The organism is Stenotrophomonas sp. INTA L402-1 (genome assembly GCF_059295135.1).
On sequence record NZ_JCAFWP010000026.1, the window covers coordinates 25804 to 48182 of the forward strand.

At 67.8% G+C, this 22379-nt stretch carries 15 protein-coding genes; 5 read left to right on the plus strand and 10 right to left on the minus strand.

Annotation, left to right across the window (positions count from 1 at the left end):
• Positions 1–96: 96 nt before the first annotated feature.
• The 4 genes from AC5O77_RS14870 to AC5O77_RS14885 form a co-directional block, all read right to left on the minus strand.
• Positions 97–546: an REP-associated tyrosine transposase gene (locus AC5O77_RS14870; RefSeq protein ID WP_494506929.1), complete on the minus strand. Its 450-nt coding sequence runs from the start codon at positions 544–546 to the stop codon at positions 97–99.
• 203 nt (positions 547–749) lie between these two features.
• The gene (locus AC5O77_RS14875) at positions 750–2081 is read right to left on the minus strand and encodes an O-antigen ligase family protein (protein ID WP_329914454.1); all 1332 of its coding nucleotides are present in this window, start codon (positions 2079–2081) and stop codon (positions 750–752) included.
• Positions 2062–3177, minus strand: a complete 1116-nt coding sequence (locus AC5O77_RS14880; protein ID WP_494506930.1) for a glycosyltransferase — start codon at positions 3175–3177, stop codon at positions 2062–2064. Before AC5O77_RS14880 ends, AC5O77_RS14875 begins: the two co-directional genes overlap by 20 nt.
• A 15-nt stretch (positions 3178–3192) precedes the next feature.
• On the minus strand, positions 3193–3390 hold the full coding sequence (locus tag AC5O77_RS14885) for a zinc-finger domain-containing protein (protein WP_005410967.1): 198 nt from the start codon (positions 3388–3390) through the stop codon (positions 3193–3195).
• A 421-nt stretch (positions 3391–3811) separates the two neighbouring features.
• On the opposite strand from AC5O77_RS14885, the gene AC5O77_RS14890 reads away from it, so the two are divergent.
• Together AC5O77_RS14890 and AC5O77_RS14895 are read left to right on the plus strand one after the other, a co-directional pair.
• The gene (locus AC5O77_RS14890) at positions 3812–7156 is read left to right on the plus strand and encodes a GH92 family glycosyl hydrolase (protein ID WP_494506931.1); all 3345 of its coding nucleotides are present in this window, start codon (positions 3812–3814) and stop codon (positions 7154–7156) included.
• The gene (locus AC5O77_RS14895; RefSeq protein ID WP_494506932.1) at positions 7153–7896 is read left to right on the plus strand and encodes a basic secretory protein-like protein; all 744 of its coding nucleotides are present in this window, start codon (positions 7153–7155) and stop codon (positions 7894–7896) included. The genes AC5O77_RS14890 and AC5O77_RS14895 overlap by 4 nt, the downstream gene beginning before the upstream one ends.
• Positions 7897–8406: 510 nt before the next feature.
• On the opposite strand, the gene AC5O77_RS14900 is transcribed toward AC5O77_RS14895, so the two are convergent.
• Positions 8407–10698 carry an NADP-dependent malic enzyme gene (locus tag AC5O77_RS14900; RefSeq protein ID WP_032129106.1) on the minus strand — a complete coding sequence of 764 codons (2292 nt, stop codon included), beginning with the start codon at positions 10696–10698 and terminating at the stop codon, positions 8407–8409.
• 230 nt (positions 10699–10928) lie between these two features.
• The gene (locus AC5O77_RS14905) at positions 10929–12272 is read right to left on the minus strand and encodes a dicarboxylate/amino acid:cation symporter (protein ID WP_494506933.1); all 1344 of its coding nucleotides are present in this window, start codon (positions 12270–12272) and stop codon (positions 10929–10931) included.
• A gap of 332 nt (positions 12273–12604) precedes the next feature.
• On the opposite strand from AC5O77_RS14905, the gene AC5O77_RS14910 reads away from it, so the two are divergent.
• Together AC5O77_RS14910 and AC5O77_RS14915 are read left to right on the plus strand one after the other, a co-directional pair.
• A complete protein-coding gene (locus AC5O77_RS14910; RefSeq protein ID WP_071228137.1) occupies positions 12605–13774 on the plus strand; it encodes an OprO/OprP family phosphate-selective porin in 1170 nt (389 codons plus the stop codon).
• Between the two features lie 66 nt (positions 13775–13840).
• Positions 13841–16483, plus strand: a complete 2643-nt coding sequence (locus AC5O77_RS14915) for a hybrid sensor histidine kinase/response regulator (RefSeq protein WP_494506934.1) — start codon at positions 13841–13843, stop codon at positions 16481–16483.
• 639 nt (positions 16484–17122) lie between these two features.
• Here AC5O77_RS14915 and AC5O77_RS14920 read toward each other — a convergent pair.
• The 4 genes from AC5O77_RS14920 to AC5O77_RS14935 are packed head-to-tail and all read right to left on the minus strand — an operon-like array spanning position 17123 to position 20927.
• The gene (locus tag AC5O77_RS14920) at positions 17123–17773 is read right to left on the minus strand and encodes a response regulator (RefSeq protein WP_005414428.1); all 651 of its coding nucleotides are present in this window, start codon (positions 17771–17773) and stop codon (positions 17123–17125) included.
• A gap of 28 nt (positions 17774–17801) precedes the next feature.
• Positions 17802–18857, minus strand: a complete 1056-nt coding sequence (locus AC5O77_RS14925; protein WP_494506935.1) for an ABC transporter substrate-binding protein — start codon at positions 18855–18857, stop codon at positions 17802–17804.
• Complete coding sequence (locus AC5O77_RS14930; protein ID WP_032129112.1) at positions 18854–20245, minus strand: sensor histidine kinase; 1392 nt, start codon at positions 20243–20245, stop codon at positions 18854–18856. Before AC5O77_RS14930 ends, AC5O77_RS14925 begins: the two co-directional genes overlap by 4 nt.
• A complete protein-coding gene (locus tag AC5O77_RS14935; RefSeq protein ID WP_478057784.1) occupies positions 20238–20927 on the minus strand; it encodes a response regulator in 690 nt (229 codons plus the stop codon). The genes AC5O77_RS14930 and AC5O77_RS14935 overlap by 8 nt, the downstream gene beginning before the upstream one ends.
• A 276-nt stretch (positions 20928–21203) precedes the next feature.
• On the opposite strand from AC5O77_RS14935, the gene AC5O77_RS14940 reads away from it, so the two are divergent.
• A complete protein-coding gene (locus AC5O77_RS14940) occupies positions 21204–22343 on the plus strand; it encodes an OprO/OprP family phosphate-selective porin (protein ID WP_032130484.1) in 1140 nt (379 codons plus the stop codon).
• Positions 22344–22379 lie beyond the last annotated feature (36 nt).

Genomic DNA, 22379 nt, shown 5'->3' on the forward strand with positions numbered 1-22379 from the left:
ATGGCTTCATCCACGCATGGCGTGGATTCAATGACGTGGGGCATTCTGAAGTAGATCCACGCCATGCGTGGATGCTCTTCGATTCCGTGCCGGGATTCACAACGGCCAGCGGCACCAGGCGTACGGGTACTCCCCCATCACGCACGCCAAGCCCGCACGGACCGGATTGGCCAGGATGTACATCGCCTTCTCGTGAAGGGATTCATCGCTGCGTACGGCGTGATCGTGGTAACCGTGCTGCCACAGCGACCCTCGCCGCTCCAATCGCCGATTCAGCAGCCGGCTGCTGCGTGATTTGAGCAGGGCCATGCACTCGGCCAGGGTTCCCCCGCGCAATTCCATCAACCAGTGCAGATGGTCGGGCATCACCACCCAGGTGAAGCTGTGGCTCACCCCCTTGCGCTCTACGAAGCGCAGTGCCTCAACCAGAATCGCTACGTTGGAAGCATCGGCAAAGAAGGGTTCACGATCGATGGTTACCGTAGTCAATGAATAGACGTTACCGGTGCAGGAGTAACGACCGTAGCGGAGTCTTGGGCTGGCCATGGCCTCAGCGTGCGATACACACGGAGGCACGGCTAGTGGAGGTTGGCGCGTGTTTGCGTCGGTAAAGCCCCATCCACGCATGGCGTGGATCTACTACGGCGACGTTCGTTCGGTGACCGCCCCATGCACGCCATGGCGTGGATCCACCATGGGGACGTTTGTTCGGTACGTGGAGTAGAGCCACGCCATGCGTGGATGGACGATCACACCGCTTTCGGTGCGTCGTCCGGTTCGCGGGCCAGCAAGGTGCCGACGAACAACGCGGCCAGCAGCACGGTCACCCCACCCCAGAATGCGGAATAGAACGCAAGGTGGGTGTTGAGCGGGAACACGGTAGCGGCCAGCGCCAGCATCGCAGGGCGCGCGCGGTCACGGGCCGCGGGCGGTGCGAAACGCCAGGCGCGCCACGCCTGGGCGACGGCGGCCAGCCACAGCAGCAGGCCCAGCACGCCGGTTTCGGCGAGGATTTCCAGCACGATCTGGTGTGCGTGCAGCGCCGGTTCGGCGCCCCACACCGCGGGCCCATCGTCACCGACGCACTGCGGGTACGCATCGCGGAAGCCGCGTGCGCCCACGCCGTTGATCGGGTGCCCGGCAATCATGCAACCGGCCGCACTCCAGATGCGCCCGCGCCCGGACAGCGCCTGGTCGACGCCCTCGGTGCCGCCGTCCCAGGCCATCGCGGTGCGCGCCACGCGCTCGCGCAGCTGCGGCACGCCGGCGGTCAGTGCCGCCGCGGCCAGCAGGCCAACCACCGCCAGCAGGCCCAGGCGCTTCCAGCCGAGCTGGCGCACGCCGCTGTAGGCCACGATCACCGCGAAGGTGATCCACGACGCGCGCGAACCGGCCAGCAGCAGCACGATGGCCAGCGCCGCGCCGGCGAGCAGCCAGCCCGGCGTACCGAAGCGGCGTGCGGCGGGGAGCAGCAGGAACGGCGAGAGGCTGGCCAGCACCTGGCCGAACTTGAGGTTGCACGGCCCGAGCGCGCCACTGAGGCGGTCGGCCAGCGCGGCTTCCTCGGCCGGGCACAGCGCATGGCCGCTGACGGCGAGCTTCAGCTGCTGCAGCGACCAGAACCACGGGCTGGTACCCGCCACCGACTGCACCAGCGCATCCAACGTCCACAGCGCGGTGATCAGCGCCAGGCCACCGAAGATCAGGTGGCGCCGCTGCGGCGTGGCCACCGCGATCGCCACCAGCCACATGAAGGGCAGGTAGCGCAGGCCGGCGGCCGCCTTGGTCCACGACGCCGCCGGATCGATCGCATCGAAGGCGGAGAACGCCTGCGGCAGCCAGTAACCGAGGAACAGGATCGAGGTCAGCGCCCACGCGGCGGGTGTCAGCAGGTGCGGGCGGCGCTGCAGGCGGCGCATGATCATGCGCACCGCGGCATAGAGCGCACCAAGACCCAGCACGGTTTCAGCGATGCCCGGCAACGGCCACAGCGCCACGTACGCCAGCACCCACCAGGGCGCCCAGCGCCCGGCGCGGTCCTCGCGCACGAGGGTTGCGGGGTCAGCCGGCGAGGTCGGCATAGAGGCGGAGGGTGTCGCGCTGCATGGCCTGCAGGGTAAACGGGATGCGGCTCGGCAAGGACGGCGGCTGCGCCAGCAGGGCCAGCGCACGTTCACCCAGCGCCCGTGCATCGCCCAGCGGCACGGCGCCGGCCGGCTGCAGCTGCTGCAGCAGTTCGCCGACGCCGCCATGGTCCCAGCCCAGTACCGGGCGACCGACCGACAACGCTTCGACCACGGTGCGGCCGAACGCTTCGGGCTTGTCCGACAGCTGCAGCACCAGATCGCTGGCCGCATAGGCCTGGGCGATGCGCGCGGTCGGCGTGCTGATCTGCACGACGTCGGTCACGCCCAAAGCAGCCGCCTGCCGGCGCAGGTCGGCCACGTAGGCTTCACGGCCGGGTTCATCGGTGCCCAGCATCCACAGCTGTGCCGGCACACCGGCCGCGCGTACATCCGCCAGCAACTGCAGCGCATGAGCATGCCCCTTCAGCCGGGTGCCACGCCCCGGCAGCAGCAGCAGCGGGCCCTCAACCTGCGCCAGCCACGGGTAATCGGCTGCCAGCGCCAGTCGTGGCCGACGGTCGGCGCGGGCCACGCGGGGAAACTGTGCGACATCGACGCCGCGCGGAATCACCTGCAGCCTCGCTTCGGGAACCGACGGGTAGTGCCGCTGCACGTAGTCGCGCACGGTGTTGGACACGCAGATCACGCGTTCACCGCTGGTCATCACCGCGCTGTAGCGGCTGGGCGAGTTCAACCCGTGCACGGTGGTCACCCAATGCGGGCGCTGTGCGGCAGGCATCGCGCGGATCGCGTACAGGCCCAGCCAGGCCGGCAGCCGCGAACGGGCATGCACGATGTCGGCGCCAACTTCAGCGAACAGGCGGCGCAGGGTCGGCAGGTGGCGCAGGGTCAGCAGCGATTTGCGGCCGATATCAAGGGTGAGGTGCTCGGCACCGCTATCGAGCAGCGGCTGCACCAGGCGGCCACCGGCGGAGACCACCAGCGCACGATGGCCGGCAGCGACCAGGGCCGCAGCAATTTCCAGCGTCGAGCGCTCGACACCGCCGGAGTGCAGCGCCGGCAGCAACTGCACCACGGTCAATCGGCGCATCGAAGGGGCGGCCGCTTAGTCGGCCAGCACGAACACGGAACCGCAGTACGGGCACTGCGCTTCGCCGTTGGGCTCGTCTTCGATCGGCAGGTACACGCGCGGATGCGAGTTCCACAGCGCCATTTCCGGGGTCGGGCAGCTCAGCGGCAGATCGCTGCGGTGCACGGTGTAGCGCTTCTCGGCGTTGGCGGGCGCAGTGGCGGTATGGCTCATGGCGGATGTCGATGAACGGGTTGCGAGGCCTGTGATTCTAGCATCTGGGCCGCCCCGACATTGCGCCGCAACGGGTCTTTGCGCGTACCGGGCCGATTCCCTGCGGCCTTGCATGCCACCTCGGGACGGGGTGCCGGCGGAAATTCCCGATCGATCCTGCAGGTTCACGCCGAAAATCCGCCGACAACGATATTTCCTGCATTTGGATCGAACTAAATGGCACTTGTCAGGTTGCCACGGCTGTTGCAGGATCGGGCCAGGTCGTAAACCGGCCCACTCCAATCCGACCCGATCGCATGGCCCGCCCCCACCGGACCGGTATCGCTTCTTCCACTGCCATCCCGGCGGGCGGAGCGATGCTGTCCGTGGTGTCCGCCGATGCGGGTTCTGCCCGCCGCCTGCCCTTCCGGGAGACCCCTGCATGACCCTGTCCGATCCACGCCGCGCCCTGCTTCCGCTCGCCCTGGCCCTGGCCTGTGCGACTACCGCGATGCCGGTGCTGGCACAGGGACTGCAGACCTCGTTCGAACCGGGCCAGCCGGCTCCGGCACCGGCCGCAGGCGCACTGCAGGTCACGATCGGCAACGGCCCTGCGGCGCCTTACGCCGCCAAGCGCAATGCGGGCTACAGCGGCCTGCATGCACTGCGCTACGGCAGCGAAGGCGGCAGCGCGCGACGCGAGCTGTTCAAGACCGACCTGCCGATCGAGGCCGATACCACCCTGTCGTGGCTGGTGCTGCCGGAGATCGTCGGCAAGGACACCGTGGCCTCGACCTATGTGTCACTGGACCTGCTGCTGGACGATGGCAGCCGCGTTTCGGCCAGCGCTGCACGCGACCAGCATGGCGTGGCCATCGGTGCGCGCGCGCAGGGCGATTCGAAGACGCTGTATCCGCAGCAGTGGGCGCGCAAGGCGGTGCGGCTGGGCGACGTGCCCGCGCTGAAGGGCCGCCGCGTGCTGGCGATCGAACTGGACGTGGCCAGTGCCGACGGTGCACCGGTCTCGGGCTGGATCGATGACGTGCGCCTGGACACAGTGCCACGTCAGCAGCCAGCGCGCGTCTCCGACTGGGTGCTGACCACCCGTGGCACCCAGGCCAACGGCACCTTCTCGCGCGGCAACAATTTCCCGGCCACCGCGGTACCGCACGGATTCAACTTCTGGACCCCGGTGACCGATGCTGGCGCACTGAACTGGCTGTACCGCTGGAACGAACAGAACGACGCACAGAACCACCCGCAGCTGCAGGCGCTTGCGCTGAGCCATCAGCCCAGCCCGTGGATGGGCGACCGCCAGACCTTCCAGGTGATGCCCTCGGCCAGCCGTGGCGTGCCGGAGGCCGACCGTCGCAAGCGCGCGCTGTCGTTCGAGCGCAGCCATGAAAGCGCGCGCCCGTATCGCTACGACGTGCGCTTCGACAACGGCATCGCGGCCGCCATCGCGCCGACCGATCATGCCGCGCTGTTCCGCTTCGAGTTCCCCGAGGGCGGCGACGCCAACCTGCTGTTCGACAATGTCGATGCACGCGGTGGCCTGACCCTGGACGCTGCCACGCAGACACTGTCCGGCTACACCGATACGCGCAGCGGCCTGTCCAACGGCGCCAGTCGCATGTACGTGGTGGCCAGCTTCGACAGGCCGTGGCGCAGCAGTGGGCGCCTCAACACCGGCCGACCGACCGGTTACATCAAATTCGATGCCGGCAGCGACCGGCGGGTGACCATGCGCATCGCCACCTCGCTGATCTCGGTGGAGCAGGCACGGCACAACCTGGCCCTGGAAATGGCCGCAACCGATACGCTGGAAAGCGTGGCCGGCCGTGCGCAGGATGCATGGGATGCGCGCCTGGCCCGTTTCGACATCGGCGATGCCAGCGACGACCAGAAGACCACGCTGTATTCCAGCCTGTACCGGCTGTTCCTGTACCCCAATTCCGGCCATGAGAACGTGGGCAGCGCCGCCGCACCGGAGTGGCGCTACGCCAACCAGGCCAGCGCCAGCGATGACAACACCGAGGGCAGCGCGACCCGCAGCTATGCCGCCGTGCGCGACGGCAAGGTATTCGTCAACAACGGCTTCTGGGACACCTTCCGCACCACCTGGCCGGCCTATGCGCTGTTCACGCCCGACGATGCCGGGCAGCTGGTGCAGGGCTTCATCGAGCAGTACCGCGCCGGCGGCTGGATCGCACGCTGGTCATCGCCGGGCTACGCTGATCTGATGGTCGGCACCAGCTCCGATGTGGCCTTCGCCGATGCATGGCTGAAGGGCGTCGGCGGTTTCGATCCGGCCGAGGCCTATGCCGCCGCGCTGAAGAACGCGACCGTGGTGCCGCCGGACCGCCATGTCGGCCGCAAGGGCATGAACCGTTCGACCTTCCGCGGCTATGCCAGTGCCGACGTGCACGAAGGCATGTCGTGGACGATGGAAGGCGCACTCAATGACTTTGGCATCGCCAACATGGCCGATGCCCTGGCCAAGCGCGCGACCGCGCCCGCCGCACGCGAGCGCTACAGCACCGAGGCCGACTACTTCCGCCATCGCGCCGCCAGTTACGCGACGATGTTCGATCCGGCGGCAGGCTTCTTCCAGGGCCGCAAGGCCGATGGTCGCTGGCGCGTGGACGCAAAGGCCTACGATCCGCGCGTGTGGGGCCACGACTACACCGAATCCAATGGCTGGACCTTCGCCTTCACCGCCGCCCACGATGGCGAAGGCCTGGCCGCGTTGTATGGCGGCCGCGAAAAGCTGGCGGCGAAGCTGGATACCTTCTTCGCGACACCTGAAACCGCGGACCCGGCACTGGCCGGCTCGTACGGCGGCACCATCCACGAGATGACCGAAGCGCGCGACGTGCGCATGGGCATGTATGCGCACAGCAACCAGCCGGCGCACCACATCCCGTGGATGTACCTGTACGCCGGGCAGCCGTGGAAGACCCAGCAGCACGTGCGCGAGATCCTGTCGCGGTTGTACGTCGGCAGCGAGATCGGCCAGGGCTACCCGGGCGATGAGGACAACGGTGAAACCTCGGCATGGTACGTACTGGCCTCGCTGGGCCTGTACCCGCTGCGCATGGGCGCCCCGGAGTACGTGATCGGCTCGCCGGCATTCGAGCATGCACGGGTGGAGCTGCAGGGTGGCGCGGTGCTGACCGTGAACGCGGCCAACAACTCGCGTGAGAACGTCTACGTGCAGTCGCTGAAGATCAACGGTACGCCGTGGACGAAGACCTGGGTGCCGCACGACCTGATCGCCAAGGGCGCGACCCTCGACTTCGTGATGGGACCCCGCCCCTCGCGCTGGGGCAGCGGCGTGGACGATGTGCCGCGCTCGTTGACCGCGCGCGGCCAGCACCCGCAGCTGCTGCACGACCTGCTCGGCAGCGGCGCGAAGGCGACGCTGGCCGATGGCCGTGCCCTGCCCGCGCTGGTCGATGACGATGCCGGCACCACGGTGGGTCTGGGCGCCAGTGCAACCATCGCGCTGACCGGCCTGGCCGAGGGCACCCCGACGATGTACACGCTGACCAGCGGTGACGGCCGCATCCAGGGCGGTGAGTGGACGCTGGAGGCGCGCAACGGCGGCGGCAGCTGGGCCGTGCTCGACCAGCGCAGCGGCGAAGACTTCGAATCCGCCCGCCAGACCCGTCCGTTCCGCATCGCCAAACCCGGTCGTTACAGCGAGTACCGCCTGCGCCTGGCGGCACCGGCACGGCTGCCGCTGGCGGAGATCGAACTGCTGGCGGCCGGCACCGTACAATGAGCTGCATGCGCTTCCGTCTACTGCCTCTGGCCCTTGTTGCCCTGTCCTTCTCAAGCTTCGGCCAGACCCAGGCGTTCGATACGCAGCTGACCCGCGACGGCGTGACGCTGAACTACCAGGACGCCCGTGGCGCCCTGGCCGCACCGCAGCGCAAGCGGGTGATCGATACGTTCTTCTTCGCGTACCTGCGCGAACGTGCGGACTTCCATCCCGCTGCGCCGTCAATGGTGCGCATCGTGATCGATCCGGCCTACACCGGCATCGCCTTCGTCGGCGACAAGGACCAGGCAGCGACGATCACCATCAATCCGGGTTGGCTGGCGCAACACCCGAACGACGTCGACCTGGTCACCCATGAGGCGATGCACATCGTGCAGGGGTATCCCGGCTATGGCGATGCACGGGTGCCGGGCTGGCTGGTGGAAGGCATCGCCGACTACGCACGCGACCGCTACGGCATGGACAATGCCGCGGCCGGTTGGGCACTGCCCGGCAAGGTCGAGAAGGGGCAGAACGTCGACAGCGGCTACCGTGTCACCGGTGCGTTCCTGAAGTGGGCCGACGCCGAACACCCGGGCCTGGTGCTGGCACTGGACAAGGCCCTGCGCGACGGCCGCTATGCACCGGCGCTGTGGCAGAAGCACACCGGCAAGGCACTGCCGGCGTTGTGGGCGCAGTACGCCAAGCCGCGTTCGGACGCACCGCCGCCGGCGCCGGCACGGCGCGGCAAGCGGCACTGACTGGGTGGTCGACTGGATATCGGGGCGACTGGGTAGAGTCGACTGTTAGTCGACTGCCCTTGATTCAGCCACCGAAAACCCCGCGCTTCGCGCGATAGTCGACCAACGGTCGACTCTACCTCGCTGCCTTCTACGCCTCAGCGCGACCGCACGAAGCCGGCGTAGAGCGCGAACAGCTGCTGGAAGTACCGCCGCGTCACTCGATTGCGCATGACACCCTCGCCCATGAAAAGTTGGTCGGGCCCAGGGTGGGAAGGCCGGTCCGGTCCCTTCCCACGGCCGGGCCGCGTGGGCGTATTGGGCCGCAAAGGCGTTGCAGGGACATGACCGGGCGGCGTAGCGCGTGTGGCACAGGCCGGCGGGCGGTAGAGCCGGCCGCTGGCCGGCTGCAGTGGCGGTGGACATGATTGCGGTTGCCGGCCAGCGGCCGGCACTACCCGTTTCCGCTTTGCGGAAACAGAAACGCGCCCCGGGGGGGCGCGCTTCTGCAGCTGGAAGCGGAAAGAAGGCTTACGCCTTCTTTTCCGCTTCCAGCTGCTTGCGGATCTGCGCATCCACCGCCGCAATGGCGGTCATGTTCAGGATCCTGCGCGAGGTCGCGCTGGTGGTCAGGATATGCACCGGCTTGTTCACGCCCATCAGGATCGGGCCGATCGCCACGCCGTCGGTGAACACACGCACCAGGTTGTAGGCGATGTTGGCCGCTTCCAGGTTCGGCAGCACGAACAGGTTGGCACGGCCCTGCAGGGTCGAGCCCGGCAGCAGCTTCTGGCGCAGCGCTTCGTCCCACGCGGTGTCGCCCTGCATTTCGCCGTCCACGTTCAGACGCGGGTTGCGCTTGAGCAGCAGCTCGCGCACCTGGCGCATTTTCAGCGCGTCCTTGGAATCGTGGCTGCCGAAGTTGGAGTGCGACAGCAGCGCCACCTTCGGCTCGATGCCGAACAGCTTCATGCGGTAGGCGGCCTGCAGGGTCGCTTCGCACAGCTGCTCGGCCGTCGGGTCTTCCTGCACATGGGTGTCGACGAAGAAGAACACGCCCTGCTGGTTGATCACGCCGGTCATCGCCGAAGTCGAGGTGACCTTCGGCTCCAGCGGCAGCACGCTGCGCACGTAACCCAGCTTCTTGTGGAAGCGGCCGACGATGCCGGTCAGCATCGCATCGGCTTCGCCACGGGCCACCATCACCGCCGCGATCAGGGTCGGGCGCGAACGCATCAGGTTCTTCGCCGCGGCCACGGTCACGCCACGACGGCCGGTCAGGCCGTGGTAGTACTGCCAGTACTCGTTGAAGCGCGGGTCGTCGTTGATGTTGGTGACTTCAACGTTCTCGCCGATCTTCAGGCGCAGGCCGAGGCGCTCGATGCGCGACTCGATCACTTCCGGGCGGCCGATCAGGATCGGGTGCGCCAGGCCGTCATCGACCACGTTCTGCACCGCCTGCAGCACCACTTCCTCTTCGCCCTCGGCATACACAACGCGCTGCTTGTCGCTGCGCGCGCGGTCGTAGACCGGCTTCATCATCAGGCTGGTGCGGTAGACGAACTGGGCCAGCTTGTCGCGGTAAGCGCCCATGTCGTCGATCGGGCGCGAGGCCACGCCCGAGTCCATCGCGGCCTGGGCCACGGCGGCCGACAGCTCCACCAGCAGGCGGCGGTCGAACGGGCGCGGGATCAGGTATTCACGACCGAAGCTCGGGGTCTCGCCGCCATAGGCCGAACCCATGTCGGTGGCCGCACGACGCGCCAGCGCCGCAATTGCGCGCACGCAGGCGATCTTCATTTCCTCGTTGATCGCGGTCGCGCCCACGTCCAGCGCACCACGGAACAGGTACGGGAAGCACAGCACATTGTTGACCTGGTTCGGGTAGTCCGAACGGCCAGTGCCGATGATCGCGTCCGGACGGGCGGCGCGCGCCAGTTCCGGCATGATTTCCGGGGTCGGGTTGGCCAGCGCGAAGATCACCGGATCCGGCGCCATGGTCTTGACCATGTCGGCAGTCAGGATGCCCGGCGCCGACAGGCCCAGGAAGATGTCCGCGCCGTCGACGATCTCGGCCAGGGTGCGCTTGTCGGTGTCGCGCGCATAGCGCTGCTTTTCCGGGTCCAGGTCGGTACGACCGGTGTGGATCACGCCCTCGCGGTCGAAGGCCAGGATGTTCTCCGGCTTCAGGCCCAGCTGCACCAGCATGTTCACGCAGGAAATGCCAGCTGCGCCCATGCCCGTGGTCGCCAGCTTCACTTCCTCGATCTTCTTGCCGGTGATCGCCATGGCGTTGAGCACCGCTGCGCCGACGATGATCGCCGTGCCGTGCTGGTCGTCATGGAACACCGGGATCTTCATGCGCTCGCGCAGCTTGCGCTCGACCACGAAGCATTCCGGTGCCTTGATGTCTTCCAGGTTGATGCCGCCGAAGGTCGGCTCCAGCGAGGCGATGATGTCGACCAGCTTGTCCGGATCGGTTTCATCCACCTCGATGTCGAACACATCGATGCCGGCGAACTTCTGGAACAGCACACCCTTGCCTTCCATCACCGGCTTGCCGGCCAGCGCGCCGATGTTGCCCAGGCCCAGCACCGCGGTGCCGTTGGAGATCACCGCCACCAGGTTGCCGCGGGCGGTCAGCTCGCTGGCCTGCTGCGGGTCGGCCTTGATCGCTTCACAGGCGTACGCCACGCCCGGCGAATACGCCAGCGACAGGTCGCGCTGGGTCAGCATGGGCTTGGTAGCGGAAACCTTGATCTTTCCCGGCGGGGACATCCGGTGGTAATCGAGGGCGGCCTGTTTGAAATCTTCGTTGGACATCGATGTGGGTTACATGAATGGGCAGAAGGGACAGGGGATGATACCCCCGTTGGAGCGTCTGGACCTGTCGCTATCCTGTCGCAGGCATGCTGCGACCGCACAATTCCGTGCCGTATGCGACGGTACCGCGACACCAGCTTCGGTGCGTCCCATGACAGCCATGGGACGCCTTGAAACGCCGCGGGGCCGTACCACTGTCGTGATCGGCCCCGCGGTACCACACACCTGGATCAGCCCCTGGCCGGCAGCGCCTCGGGCACGGCATCGATCAGCGGCGGCAGTTCGCTTTCGCGGCCGTCCAGCGCCAGCTTCAGGCGGTTGCGGTCCAGCGCCCCCTCCCAGCGCGAGACCACCACCGTGGCCACGGCATTGCCGATGAAGTTGGTCAGCGAGCGGCATTCGCTCATGAAGCGGTCCACGCCCAGGATCAGCGCCATGCCGGCCACCGGCACCTCCGGCACCACGGCCAGGGTGGCGGCCAGGGTGATGAAGCCGGCGCCGGTGACGCCGGCCGCGCCCTTGGAGCTGAGCATGGCGACCAGCAGCAGGGCAATCTGATGGCCCAGGGTCAGTTCGGTGTTGGTGGCCTGGGCGATGAACAGCGCCGCCAGGGTCATGTAGATGTTGGTGCCGTCCAGGTTGAACGAGTAGCCGGTCGGGACCACCAGGCCCACCACCGACTTGCTGCAGCCGGCGCGTTCCATCTTCTCCATCAGCGACGGCAGCGCCGACTCCGACGAGGAGGTGCCCAGCACCAGCAGCAGTTCGGCCTTCAGGTAGCGCGCCAGCTTGAACACCGAGAAGCCGCACAGGCGGCAGACCAGGCCCAGGATGACCGCCACGAACAGGAAGGCGGTGAGGTAGAACGAACCCACCAGCCAGGCCAGGTTGATCAGCGAGCCGACGCCGTACTTGCCGATGGTGAAGGCGATTGCGCCGAAGGCACCGATCGGCGCGGCCTTCATCAGGATGTGGACCAGCTTGAACACCGGGGCGACCAGCGCCTCCAGGAAGTTCACGATCGACTTGCCCTTCTCGCCCACCGATGCCAGTGCGATGCCGAACAGCACGGCCACGAACAGCACCTGCAGGATGTTGCCATCGACGAACGCGCTGAGCAGCGTCTTCGGGATGATGTCCATCAGGAAGCCGACCAGGGTCAGGTCATGCGACTTCTCGACGTAGCTGTGCACCGCGGTCTGGTCCAGCTCGGCCGGGTTGATGTTCATGCCGGCGCCGGGCTGCACCACGTGCGCCACGATCATGCCGACGATCAGCGCCAGCGTGGAGAAGAACAGGAAGTACGCCATCGCCTTGGCGAATACGCGGCCCACCGTGCGCAGGTGGGTCATGCCGGCGATGCCGGTGACGATGGTCAGGAAGATCACCGGTGCGATGATCATCTTCACCAGGTTGATGAAGGCATCGCCGAGCGGCTTCATCTTCTCGCCGATCAACGGTTCGTAGTGGCCGAGGATGGCGCCCAGGACGATCGCCACGATCACCTGGAAGTACAGCTGGCGATAGATCGGCAACGGCTTTGCAGGCACCGGTGCTGCGGTCGGGATGTGCATGGCGGACTCCGGAAGGGGCATTTTCAGGCACGTACGGCCCCGGGACTGCACGGGAACCGTTACCGTGGAAACTGACCGCAGGCCCTGTGCAGCACGCGCAGGGGGTGCGACCAATGGACGCCTTTGTACGCGCCGGGCACGCTGGCGCAGATAACCTATTGGTACTAGCCCCCCGGTTCAGGTGGCCGCGATGCCTACACTGGCGCCGCACCGCCCGATCACGGGGAGGCCGGTGGCCCGAGCTGAACGGCCGGGCGCGTCATTGCGAAAGTTCCGGCCCTTGCGGCCGTTGTTGTCCTGTCCACACGCAATCTGAGAGAGCCGCACCCAACATGCGCCCGATTCCCACCTTGCTGGCCCTGTCGCTGGCCGCGCTTCCCGCCTTCGCTTCGGCTGCCGATTTCGACAACTGGCCGACCAAGTACGCCTTCGGCGACGGCACCGAGCTGGCCGCTACCGCCAACATCGCCTACGACTACAACGATTTCTCCTCGGGCAGTGGTCTTGAGGACGACGACGCCGTGCGCCGCAAGGAGTTCGGTGCGACGCTGAAGAAGAAGGGCGTCTACGACGCGATGGTCTATTACGACTTCCAGTCCGATACCTGGCTGGACGTGTTCGTGCGCTTCGAAAGCAAGGCCTTCTTCGGCCGCGACATCGGCCGCTTCCGCTTCGGCTACATGAAGACCCCGGTCGGCCTGGACGCGAACACATCCTCGCGCGCCGGCAGCTTCCTGGAAACCGCGCTGCCCGTGCAGGCCTTCTACGCAGGCCGCCGCACCGGCGTGGAATGGGTGCTGGAGCGCCCGCAGTACCTGCTGCAGGCCGGCGCCTATGGCGGCAAGGACCTGCAGGGTGACAACCCGGGCACCACCCAGGCCGTGCGTGCGGTGTGGACCCCGGTGAAGGCGCCGGGTGACGTGATCCACCTGGGCCTGGCCTACTCGCAGGAAAATCCGCGCGGTTACAGCGATGGCCGCGACGTGCACCACGAGGCCAGCGCGCGCCTGCGCGCACGTCCGGAAGCCGGCCTGACCGACATCCGCTATGTCGATTCCGGCGCGCTGGTCACCGCCGACCAGATCCGCCGCACCGGCCTGGAAGGCATCTGGATCCGCGGCCCGTTCTCGGTGCAGGCCGAAGCCCTGCGCGCCACGGTCACCCGCCATGACGGCAAGCCCGACTACACCGGCAGCGGCCAGTACGCGATGGCCAGCTGGGTGCTGACCGGCGAATCGCGCCCGTACAACGCCGGTGCGGTGGCCAACATCAAGCCGGCGCACGACTACGGCGCGGTGGAACTGGTGGCCCGTTACAGCCGCATGGACCTCGACGATGGCAGCATCCTCGGCGGCCGCCAGCACGACCTCACTCTGGGTGCGAACTGGTACCTGACCAGCCACTTCAAGTTCCAGGCCAACTACGTCAAGGTCGACGCCAGCCGTCGCGGCGTGCACAGCACGCCGGAGATCTTCGAACTGCGCGCGCAGATGCACTTCTGACCCCTTCCACGTCAGATCCCGGCGGGCGTGCACGCCACGCCCGCCGGCCCTGCGTAGACTGCCGCCATGTACTGGCTCAGCCGCCACCGGATGCTGTTGCTGACCATCGCGGTGATGGTCGGCGGCACCGTGCTGTGTGCGGTCGCCGCCGGCCACTACGCCTGGCGGCGCGCCCTCGGCGAGGAAAGCAGCCAGGTACAACGCCAGCTGCAGTTGTACGGCCAGGGCCTGCAGCAGCGCATCGACCGCTTCGGCACCTTGCCGCAGGTACTGGCACTGGATCCGGATCTGCTGCACGCGCTGCGCGTACCGCCCTCGCCCACCGAACGGCAGCGGCTGAACCTCAAGCTGCAACGCGCCAATGAAGTCACCCGTGCCTCAACCCTGACCCTGGTCGGCCACGATGGCGTGGCGGTGGCGGCGAGCAACTGGGACCAGCCGACCACCAACGTCGGTGAGAACTACAGCTATCGTCCCTATTACCGCCAGGCGCTGGCCCAGGGCCGCGGCCGCTTCTACGGCATCGGCATGACCACCGGCGTGCCCGGCTACTACCTGTCGCAGGCCATCGAGGAAGACGGCAAGCGGCTCGGCGTGGTGGTGATCAAGGTCGAGCTGTCGGCACTGGAGCAGGAGTGGCTGAGCAGCCCGGACGTGGTGCTGGCCAGTGACGACCACGACGTGGTGTTCCTGGCCAACCGTGACAGCTGGCGCTACCGCCTGCTGCGACCGCTGGGCGCCGATGAGCGCCGCGAGATGCTGGACGCCCGCCAGTACGCCGATCGCACCCTGCAGCCACTGCGCGCACGTACCGAGGATGTACTGGCCGATGGCGGCCGCATGGTGCGCCTGCTGGACCCGGCATTGCCGCAGCCGATGCTGTGGCAGAGCCTTGAGCTGCCGGCCGAAGACTGGAACCTGCACCTGCTGCACGATGCCAGTGCCGCCACCGCCGCCGGCCGTGCGGCCGCGCTTACCGGAGGTGCTGCGTGGCTGGCGCTGGGCTTCCTGGTGCTGTTCATACAACAGCGCCGGCGCCTGGCCAAGCATCGCCTGCGCAGCCGCCGCGAGCTGGAAACCCTGCTCAAGCAGCATGCACAGGAACTGCGCACCGCACAGGATGGCCTGCTGCAGGCCGCCACCGATGCCGACAGCGGCCTCAGCCGCAGCCTTGAACACCTGCCGCAGGGCGTGGTGGTGATCGACCGGGACCTGCGTCTGGTCGCATGGAATTCGCGCTACCTGGAACTGTTCCGTTTCCCGCTGGACCTGGTGCGCGTGGGGCGGCCCATCGAGGAACTGTTCCGCTTCAACGCACGCCGTGGCCTGCTCGGTCCCGGCCCGGTCGACGAGGCCATCGAGCGTCGCCTCAACCACCTGCGCAGCGGCCGTCCGCACATGCGCGAAAGTGAGAAGGACGACGGTACGGTTCTGGAAATCCGCGGCAACCCGCTGCCCGACGGCGGTTTCGTCACCAGCTACGCCGACATCACCAGCTACAAGAATGCTGCACGCGAACTGCGCTCGCTGGCCGATGCACTGGAACACCGCATCGCCGAACGTACCCACGACCTGGACGAAGCACGCCGCGAGGCCGAACAGGCCAACCGCTACAAGACCCGCTTCGTCGCCTCGGCCGTGCACGACCTGCTGCAACCACTCAACGCAGCACGCATGTTCGTCTCGGTGCTGCGCGGCAAGCTGAGCGACCCGGCGCAGCAGCAGACCAGCGATCACATCGACGCTGCATTGGCCGCGCAGGATGCGATCCTCAACAGTCTGCTGGATATCGCGCGGCTGGAATCGGGCAGCCTGCCGACCCGTGTGCAGGCGTTCCGGCTCGGCCCGCTGCTGCAGACACTGGCGCGCGAATTCGGCATCGCCGCGCAGTCACGTGGCCTGGTGGTGGACTGGGTCGATACCGATGCGGTGGTGGTCAGCGATGAAGCGCTGCTGCGCCGCATCCTGCAGAATTTCCTGTCCAACGCGCTGCGCTACAGCGAGCGCGGTCGCGTGCTTCTGGGCTGCCGTCGCCGCGAAGGCCTGCTGTGGATCGAAGTTCACGACCAGGGCCCCGGCATTCCCGATGCGCTGCAGGGCGAGATCTTCGAGGAATTCCGCCGCCTGCACGACGGCCAGCAGCGCGGCGCCGGCCTCGGCCTGGCCATTGTCGACCGCATCGGCCGCCTGCTCGGTCATCCGATCCGGCTGCGCTCGCAGCTGGGCCAGGGCAGTGTATTCGCCGTAGGCGTGCCGTTCGGCGAGGCCAGCGCGATTCCCACCACGGCACCACCACCGGTGCTGGCGCAGGAGCCTGCTGCGGAAAATCCCCTGCGCGGGTGCCGAGTGTGGGTGATCGACGACGACCCGCACGTCTGCGCCGCCAGCCGCGCGCTGCTGGAGCGCTGGGGCTGCGAGGTGGCGCTGGCCGACGGCCCGCAGGCGGCGCTGCAGCTGGCGGCAACAGGCGCGGTGCCGGAACTGGTGCTGCTGGATGTGCGCATGGGCGATCACCACGGGCCGGTGCTGTACGAGACGCTGGCCGAGTTGTGGCAGGCCCGCCCACCGGTGGTGCTGGTCACCGCCGAGCGCGATGCGGGATTGCGTGAGATGGCCGCCGAGCGCGGCTGGGGAATGATGGCCAAGCCGGTGAAGCCGCCGGCGCTGCGGGCGTTGATGAGCCAGTTGTTGATCCGGCATCGCGGGTAGTTTCCAGCCAACGGCGCAGCCCCTCGTGGGCGGTGCCTGGTTTGTCGTGGAAAGCAGAAGCCGTGGGTGGGCCGGTCGGGATGGGTTCGCGGGGGACGCCGTGAATCCGTCCCTGGAGGCTTGGCAGCCGCATCCATGCGGCTGACACCCCCGCGAACCCAACCCGACCGACCTCTGACAGATTTCGGTGGCCTGCCACCCACGGAGAAGAAAAAGAAGAACAAAAGCCGGTCGCGCGCTGCGCTTGCTCGTGTAGAGCCGAGCCCATGCTCGGCATCGCGGACTGACCGCAAAGCAGCCGAGCGTGGGCTCGGCTCTACAAAAGGCGGCCTGCCAGGCTGCCTTTGCTTTTGATCTTCTTTTCTCTTCCGTGGGTGGACGCGCACGGAACCTGTCCGTGGCCGGGCAGATGGGCTGCGCAGGGGCGTGAGCCGCATGGGCCCGAGGCATGCCTCGGGCGGGTTGGGCAGGACGCCCAACCCGGGTCTTGCCGTGTGCGCAGGACAGCGCACACGAGCAAGCGGCGACCGAGCTTACATGGACGTACTTGCAGCGGCCCCTGCGCAGTCCACCTGCCCGGCCTCACACATGAACTGCTATACGTGTCCACCCACGAGGGGCTGCGCCGTTGGCTGGAAACTACAACCCGATGCCGGCGTCGCCCTCGGGCTCCAGCGCCTTCACCAGCACCGCCGCCTGCGTGCGGCTATGGCATTCGAGCTTCTTCAGGATCGCGGTGACATGCACCTTCACCGTGTTCTCGGCCAATCCCAGCGTATAGGCGATCTGCTTGTTGAGCAGGCCATCGGCCAGGCACAGCAACACGCGGAACTGCTGCGGGGTCAGCTGGGCCAGGCGGCTGGCCAGCAGCGCATCGGCCTCCGAGCGCTCGGCGGCCATCGCCGGGAACCACAGTCCACCATCGAGCACCGCCTGCACGGCCTCGCCAATGGTCTCGGCCGGGGCCGACTTCGGAATGAAACCGGCAGCACCGAACTGCTGCGCGCGGCGGATCACACGGGGGTGGTCGTTGGACGAGAGGATCACCACCGGAATGTCCGGATGCGAGCCACGCACGTGCAGCAGCGCGGAAAAACCGTGTGCGCCAGGCATGGTCAGGTCGAGCAGCACCAGGTCCACGTCCGGGTGCGCGTCGAGGGCTTCGGCCAATGCCTCGGCGCTGGCGACCTCGCGCACCTGCGCCAGCGGCAGGCTCTGCCGCAATGACTGCACCACCGCCGAACGCAGCAGCGGGTGGTCATCGGCGATCAGGATGGTGTATTCGCTCATGCCGCCATTGTACGGGCAGGCCGTCGCCTCAGCGCCCTGCCGGCTCCACGCTGCTGCGCCAGGCATCCAGGAACTGGCGGCGCTTGAGTGCATCCAGGTACACCAGCAGGCCCGGGCCCAGCTGGATCGGACGACGGCTGCGGCCGGGTGCATCGTCGCCACGTGCGTTGCCGGTCACGATCGGCATCAGCCGTGCCTCGCGTGACAGCACCTGCTGGCCACGCGGCGACAACAGGTAGTCGAGGAAGCGCCGGGCTTCTTCCGGGTGTGGGCCGGTGCGTGGAATCACCGCGGTACGCAGTACCACCAGCGTGTAGTCCTCGGGCTCCACAATCGCCAGCGGAGCACCCGCGTCGATGCGCGCCTGCGCGTAAGAGCCGAGCACGTTGTAGACCAGCGACAGCTGTCCGCTGGCCACCTTGTCCAGCAGCACGCCGGTGCGCTCCTCGCGCACCACGTCGTTGTCGCCCAGCGCGCCCAGCAGCGCACCGGCGATGCTGCCACGCTGCGCATCCTGCGTTGACAGCAGGTAGCCGACGCTGCTGCGTTCGATGTCATAGGTGCCGACCCTGCCGCGCAGCGGTGCGCCTTCGGCGCGCAACCGGTCCAGCAGTTGCCGGCGCGTGTGCGGCACCTTCGCCGACGGCAGTGCACGGGTGTTGTAGACCATCACCACCGGCTCGTAGCTGATGCCGAATGCCTCGTTGCGCCACTGCGCCCAGGCCGGCAGCGCGGCGGTCTGAGCGGAGCGGTGCGGCAGTGCATGACCATCGTTGACCAGCTTGGTCTGCAGGTCCATGCCACTGGAGATCAGCAGGTCCGGCGATGCCGGTCCGCCGCGGTCGTGCAGGTACCGCGCGTACAGGTCTTGGGTGATGATGTCCTCGTACATCACTTCGGTGCCCGGGTGCAGCCGCTGGTAGTCGGCGATGACCACCGCGAACACTTCGATGTCGGTGGTGCCGTGGATGCGCAGCTGCGCCGTGGTCTTTGCCTGTGCGGGAAAACGGCGCACATCGCCGGGCGCAGCCAGCACCGGCAGGGCCAGCAGCAAGGCAACGGCAGCAGTGAACAGGCGGATCATGGACTGCTCCGGGGCAGGCGGATGGTGGCGATCAGCCCGCCCTGAGGACGATTGCTGAGGTCGATGCGGCCACCGTGGCTGTCGACGACACGCTTGACGATGGCCAGGCCCAGCCCGGCGCCGCCGGACGGCGCGCCCTCGCCACGGGCGAAGCGCTCGAACACGCGTTCGGCATCGGCGGCGGCAATGCCGGCACCGTGGTCGGCGATAGTCAGCACGGCCTGCCCGCCTTCCACGGTCAATGCGATCTGCAACGGCCCATCACCACCGTACTTCAACGCGTTGTCGACCAGGTTCTTGATCGCCTCGCGCAGCAGCAGCGCATCGCCATGCACCTGTACCGGCTCGGCAGTCATCGCCAGCTGCACGCGCGGCGCCGGGCCGGCCTGCGGCAGCGCTTCATGCAGGGCCTGGTGCACGGTCTCGGCCAGATCCACTGCAGCAAAGCGCTGCAGATGCGAACGATGGATCACGCTGGCATCGCTGAGCAACTGATTCAACAACCGGCTCATGTGGGTGGCGTTGCGCTCGATCGCCTGCAGGCTGCGCCGCATGTCTTCGGGATCGTCGTCATCCAGCGCCAGCTGTGCCTGCGCACGCAATGCCGCCAACGGCGTGCGCATCTGGTGCGCGGCCTCGGCCATGAACGCGCGCAGCGTCTCGTTGCTGCTGGACAGCCGTTCCATGAAGCGGTTCAACGCCGCCACCATCTGGTCCATCTCGCGCGGTACACGGGCATCCAGCGGCTTCAGGTCAGAGGGCTCGCGGCGTGACAGCTCGCGTTCCACCCGCACCAATGGCCGGAATGCGCGATGCACGCCAAAGGCCACCAGCGCCAGCAGCAGGCCGGACAGCACACCGATCGCCAGCAGTGCGCGGTTGACCATGTCCTGCGCGACCGCTTCACGCGCACGCCGGGTCTGGCCGACCTGCACCTGTACTTCGCCCTGCGCCGAGGCGGCGGCGAAACTGCGGCCGACCACCACGAAGCGCACGGTCTCGCCACTGTACGCCGCATCAAACAGCTGCGGTTGCGTGCCGGGCCGGCGCGGCGGCGCCGGCAGGTCGCCATAGCCGGTGATCAGGTTGCCACGGCTGTCGGCGACCCGATAGAACACGCGGTCTTCCGGGGCCATCGCCAGCAGGTCCAGCGCCGCATAGGGCAGATCGACCTGCCATTGGCCATCGACCAGGGCCACCGAATCGGCAATGGACAACGCCGAGGACACCAACAGGTGATCGTAGGAACGGTTGGCGGCGCGCTGGCCATAGCCGCGCGCGGCAAACAGCAGAGCCACCGCGAACACCGCAAGCAACGCGCCGAGGTAGAGCAGCAGCGTGCGCCGCAGCGAGCCCGGTGCGGCGTTCGCGGTACGCGCGTCAGCCATCGGCGTCGGCGCTGTCATCACTGGCTTCCAGCAGGTAGCCAACGCCGCGCACCGTGGTGATGCGCAGCGGTGCACCTGCCAGCTTCTTTCTCAGGCGCCCCACATACAGCTCGATGGCATTCGGGCCGGCTTCATCGTCGAAGCCGAACAGGCCATTGCCTATCTCATCCTTGCCGACCACCTGGCCGAGGCGGCCGACCAGAATCTCCAGCAGCCGGTACTCGCGGTTCGGCAGTTCGATCGGTTCGCCGTCGAGGCTGACCCGGTGCGCGGCATTGTCGAACTGGAAGCCACCGATCTGCACCAGTTCGCTGGCCTGGCCACGCGCGCGCCGCAACAGCACGCGGCAGCGCGCTTCGAACTCGCGGAAATCGAACGGCTTGCCCAGGTAATCGTCGGCGCCGACGTCCAGCGCCTGCACACGGTCTTCGATGCCGTCGCGCGCGGTCAGCATCAGCACCGGTGTGCTGTCGCCGCGCTCGCGCATGCCGGCCAGCACGCGCAGGCCATCGAGCTTGGGCAGGCCGATATCCAGAACCACCAGGTCGAAGCTCTGGTAGCGCAGCACGCTGGCGGCCGCCAGGCCATCGGCCTGCCAGTCCACGGCGTGCCCACTGCGGCGCATGCGGCGGATGATGGCATCGGCCAGATCCGGATTGTCTTCGACCAGCAACAGGCGCATGGGCACGGGGGTGGGAGGGGAAACGAATGCTACCGCATGACGCCGGGGCCGCCCGCCGGTCATGGACCGGCGCTACCGGGATACACCGCATGGGTAGCGCCGGGCCGTGCCCGGCGGTCTTTTACGCTGCACCGCACAAACCGTTGACAGGACGATGACAGCTTGCCCGACCCAGACTGCGGCCGCGCACCGTCCGGTGCCCACGATTGCCGCGCGCCTGGCGTGCACCTGGGAGGGTTTGTGGAATTCACGTTTGCCTGGCGGCGTCCTGCCGCCATGATGGCTTTGGCTGCCCTGTCGGCGCCGGCCTTTGCCGCCGAAGACGACCGTCCGGTCACCGCCAGCCTGGGCGGCCGCCTGCACCTGGACTTCGCCACCTTCGACAACGACAACCGCGGTACGCCGAACAAGGATGACACCGAGATCCGCCGTGCCTGGGTCGATGTGTCCGGCAAGTTCTTCGTGGTCGACTACAAGCTGGAAGCCGATTTCTCCGGCGACCGCGTCGAGGCCAAGGACGTGTACCTGGCACGCAGCTTCGGCAAGGCCGGCAAGCTCACCGTGGGCCAGTTCAAGCAGTACTTCTCGCTGGATGACCGCACCAGCTCCAACTACGGCAGCTTCCTGGAGCGCGGCAACGCCGGCACCACGCTGGCGCCGCTGTATCGCCTGGGCGCATCGTGGCAGGCCAACCCCGGCGACTTCACCTGGGCGGCCAGCATCTACAGCCTGGAAAGCATCGACGCCTGGCAGGTGAAGGGCCGTGCCGCCGGTGGCCGCGTCACCTGGGCGCCCTCGCCCAGCGATGGCGACGTGCTGCACCTGGGCCTGTCGCTGGCCCGTGAGGCCTATGACAACCCGGGCGCCAACGGCGTCCCGGGCCTGAAGATCCGCCCGCGCCCGGCCGGCCACCTGTCCGACGAGAGCCGCCTGACCCTGGTCGACTTCTCCGCTGGCCGCGATACCGACGTCAACAAGTGGTCGCTGGAATACGCGCAGGTGCGCGGCCCGCTGTCGTGGCAGGGCGAGTTCAGTGGTGCCACCTTCGATGACGGCGCGCAGCGCGGTGACGTGATGGCCGCCTACGGCATGCTCAGCTGGTTCGTCACCGGCGAAAGCCGCGCCTACGACCGCAAGACCGGCCGCTTCGCGCGGGTGAAGGACATCCGCCACAAGGCCGGTGCCTTCGAAGTGGCACTGCGCTACGACCAGATGTGGGGCGCACAGCACCTCGACGGTGCAGCCGACCTGCGCCGCGGCAGCACCGAAGCGTGGACGCTGGGTGGCAACTGGTACCTGCGCGACAACCTGCGCTTCATGCTCAACGTGATCGAAAGCCGCAACCGCGACCGCCTCGCCGGGATCACGGTGGACCGCACGCGTGCGGTCACCGGCCGCCTGCAGTACGACTTCTAGACCTGATATTCCGGGCATGCCGCCCGGGCCCCTTCC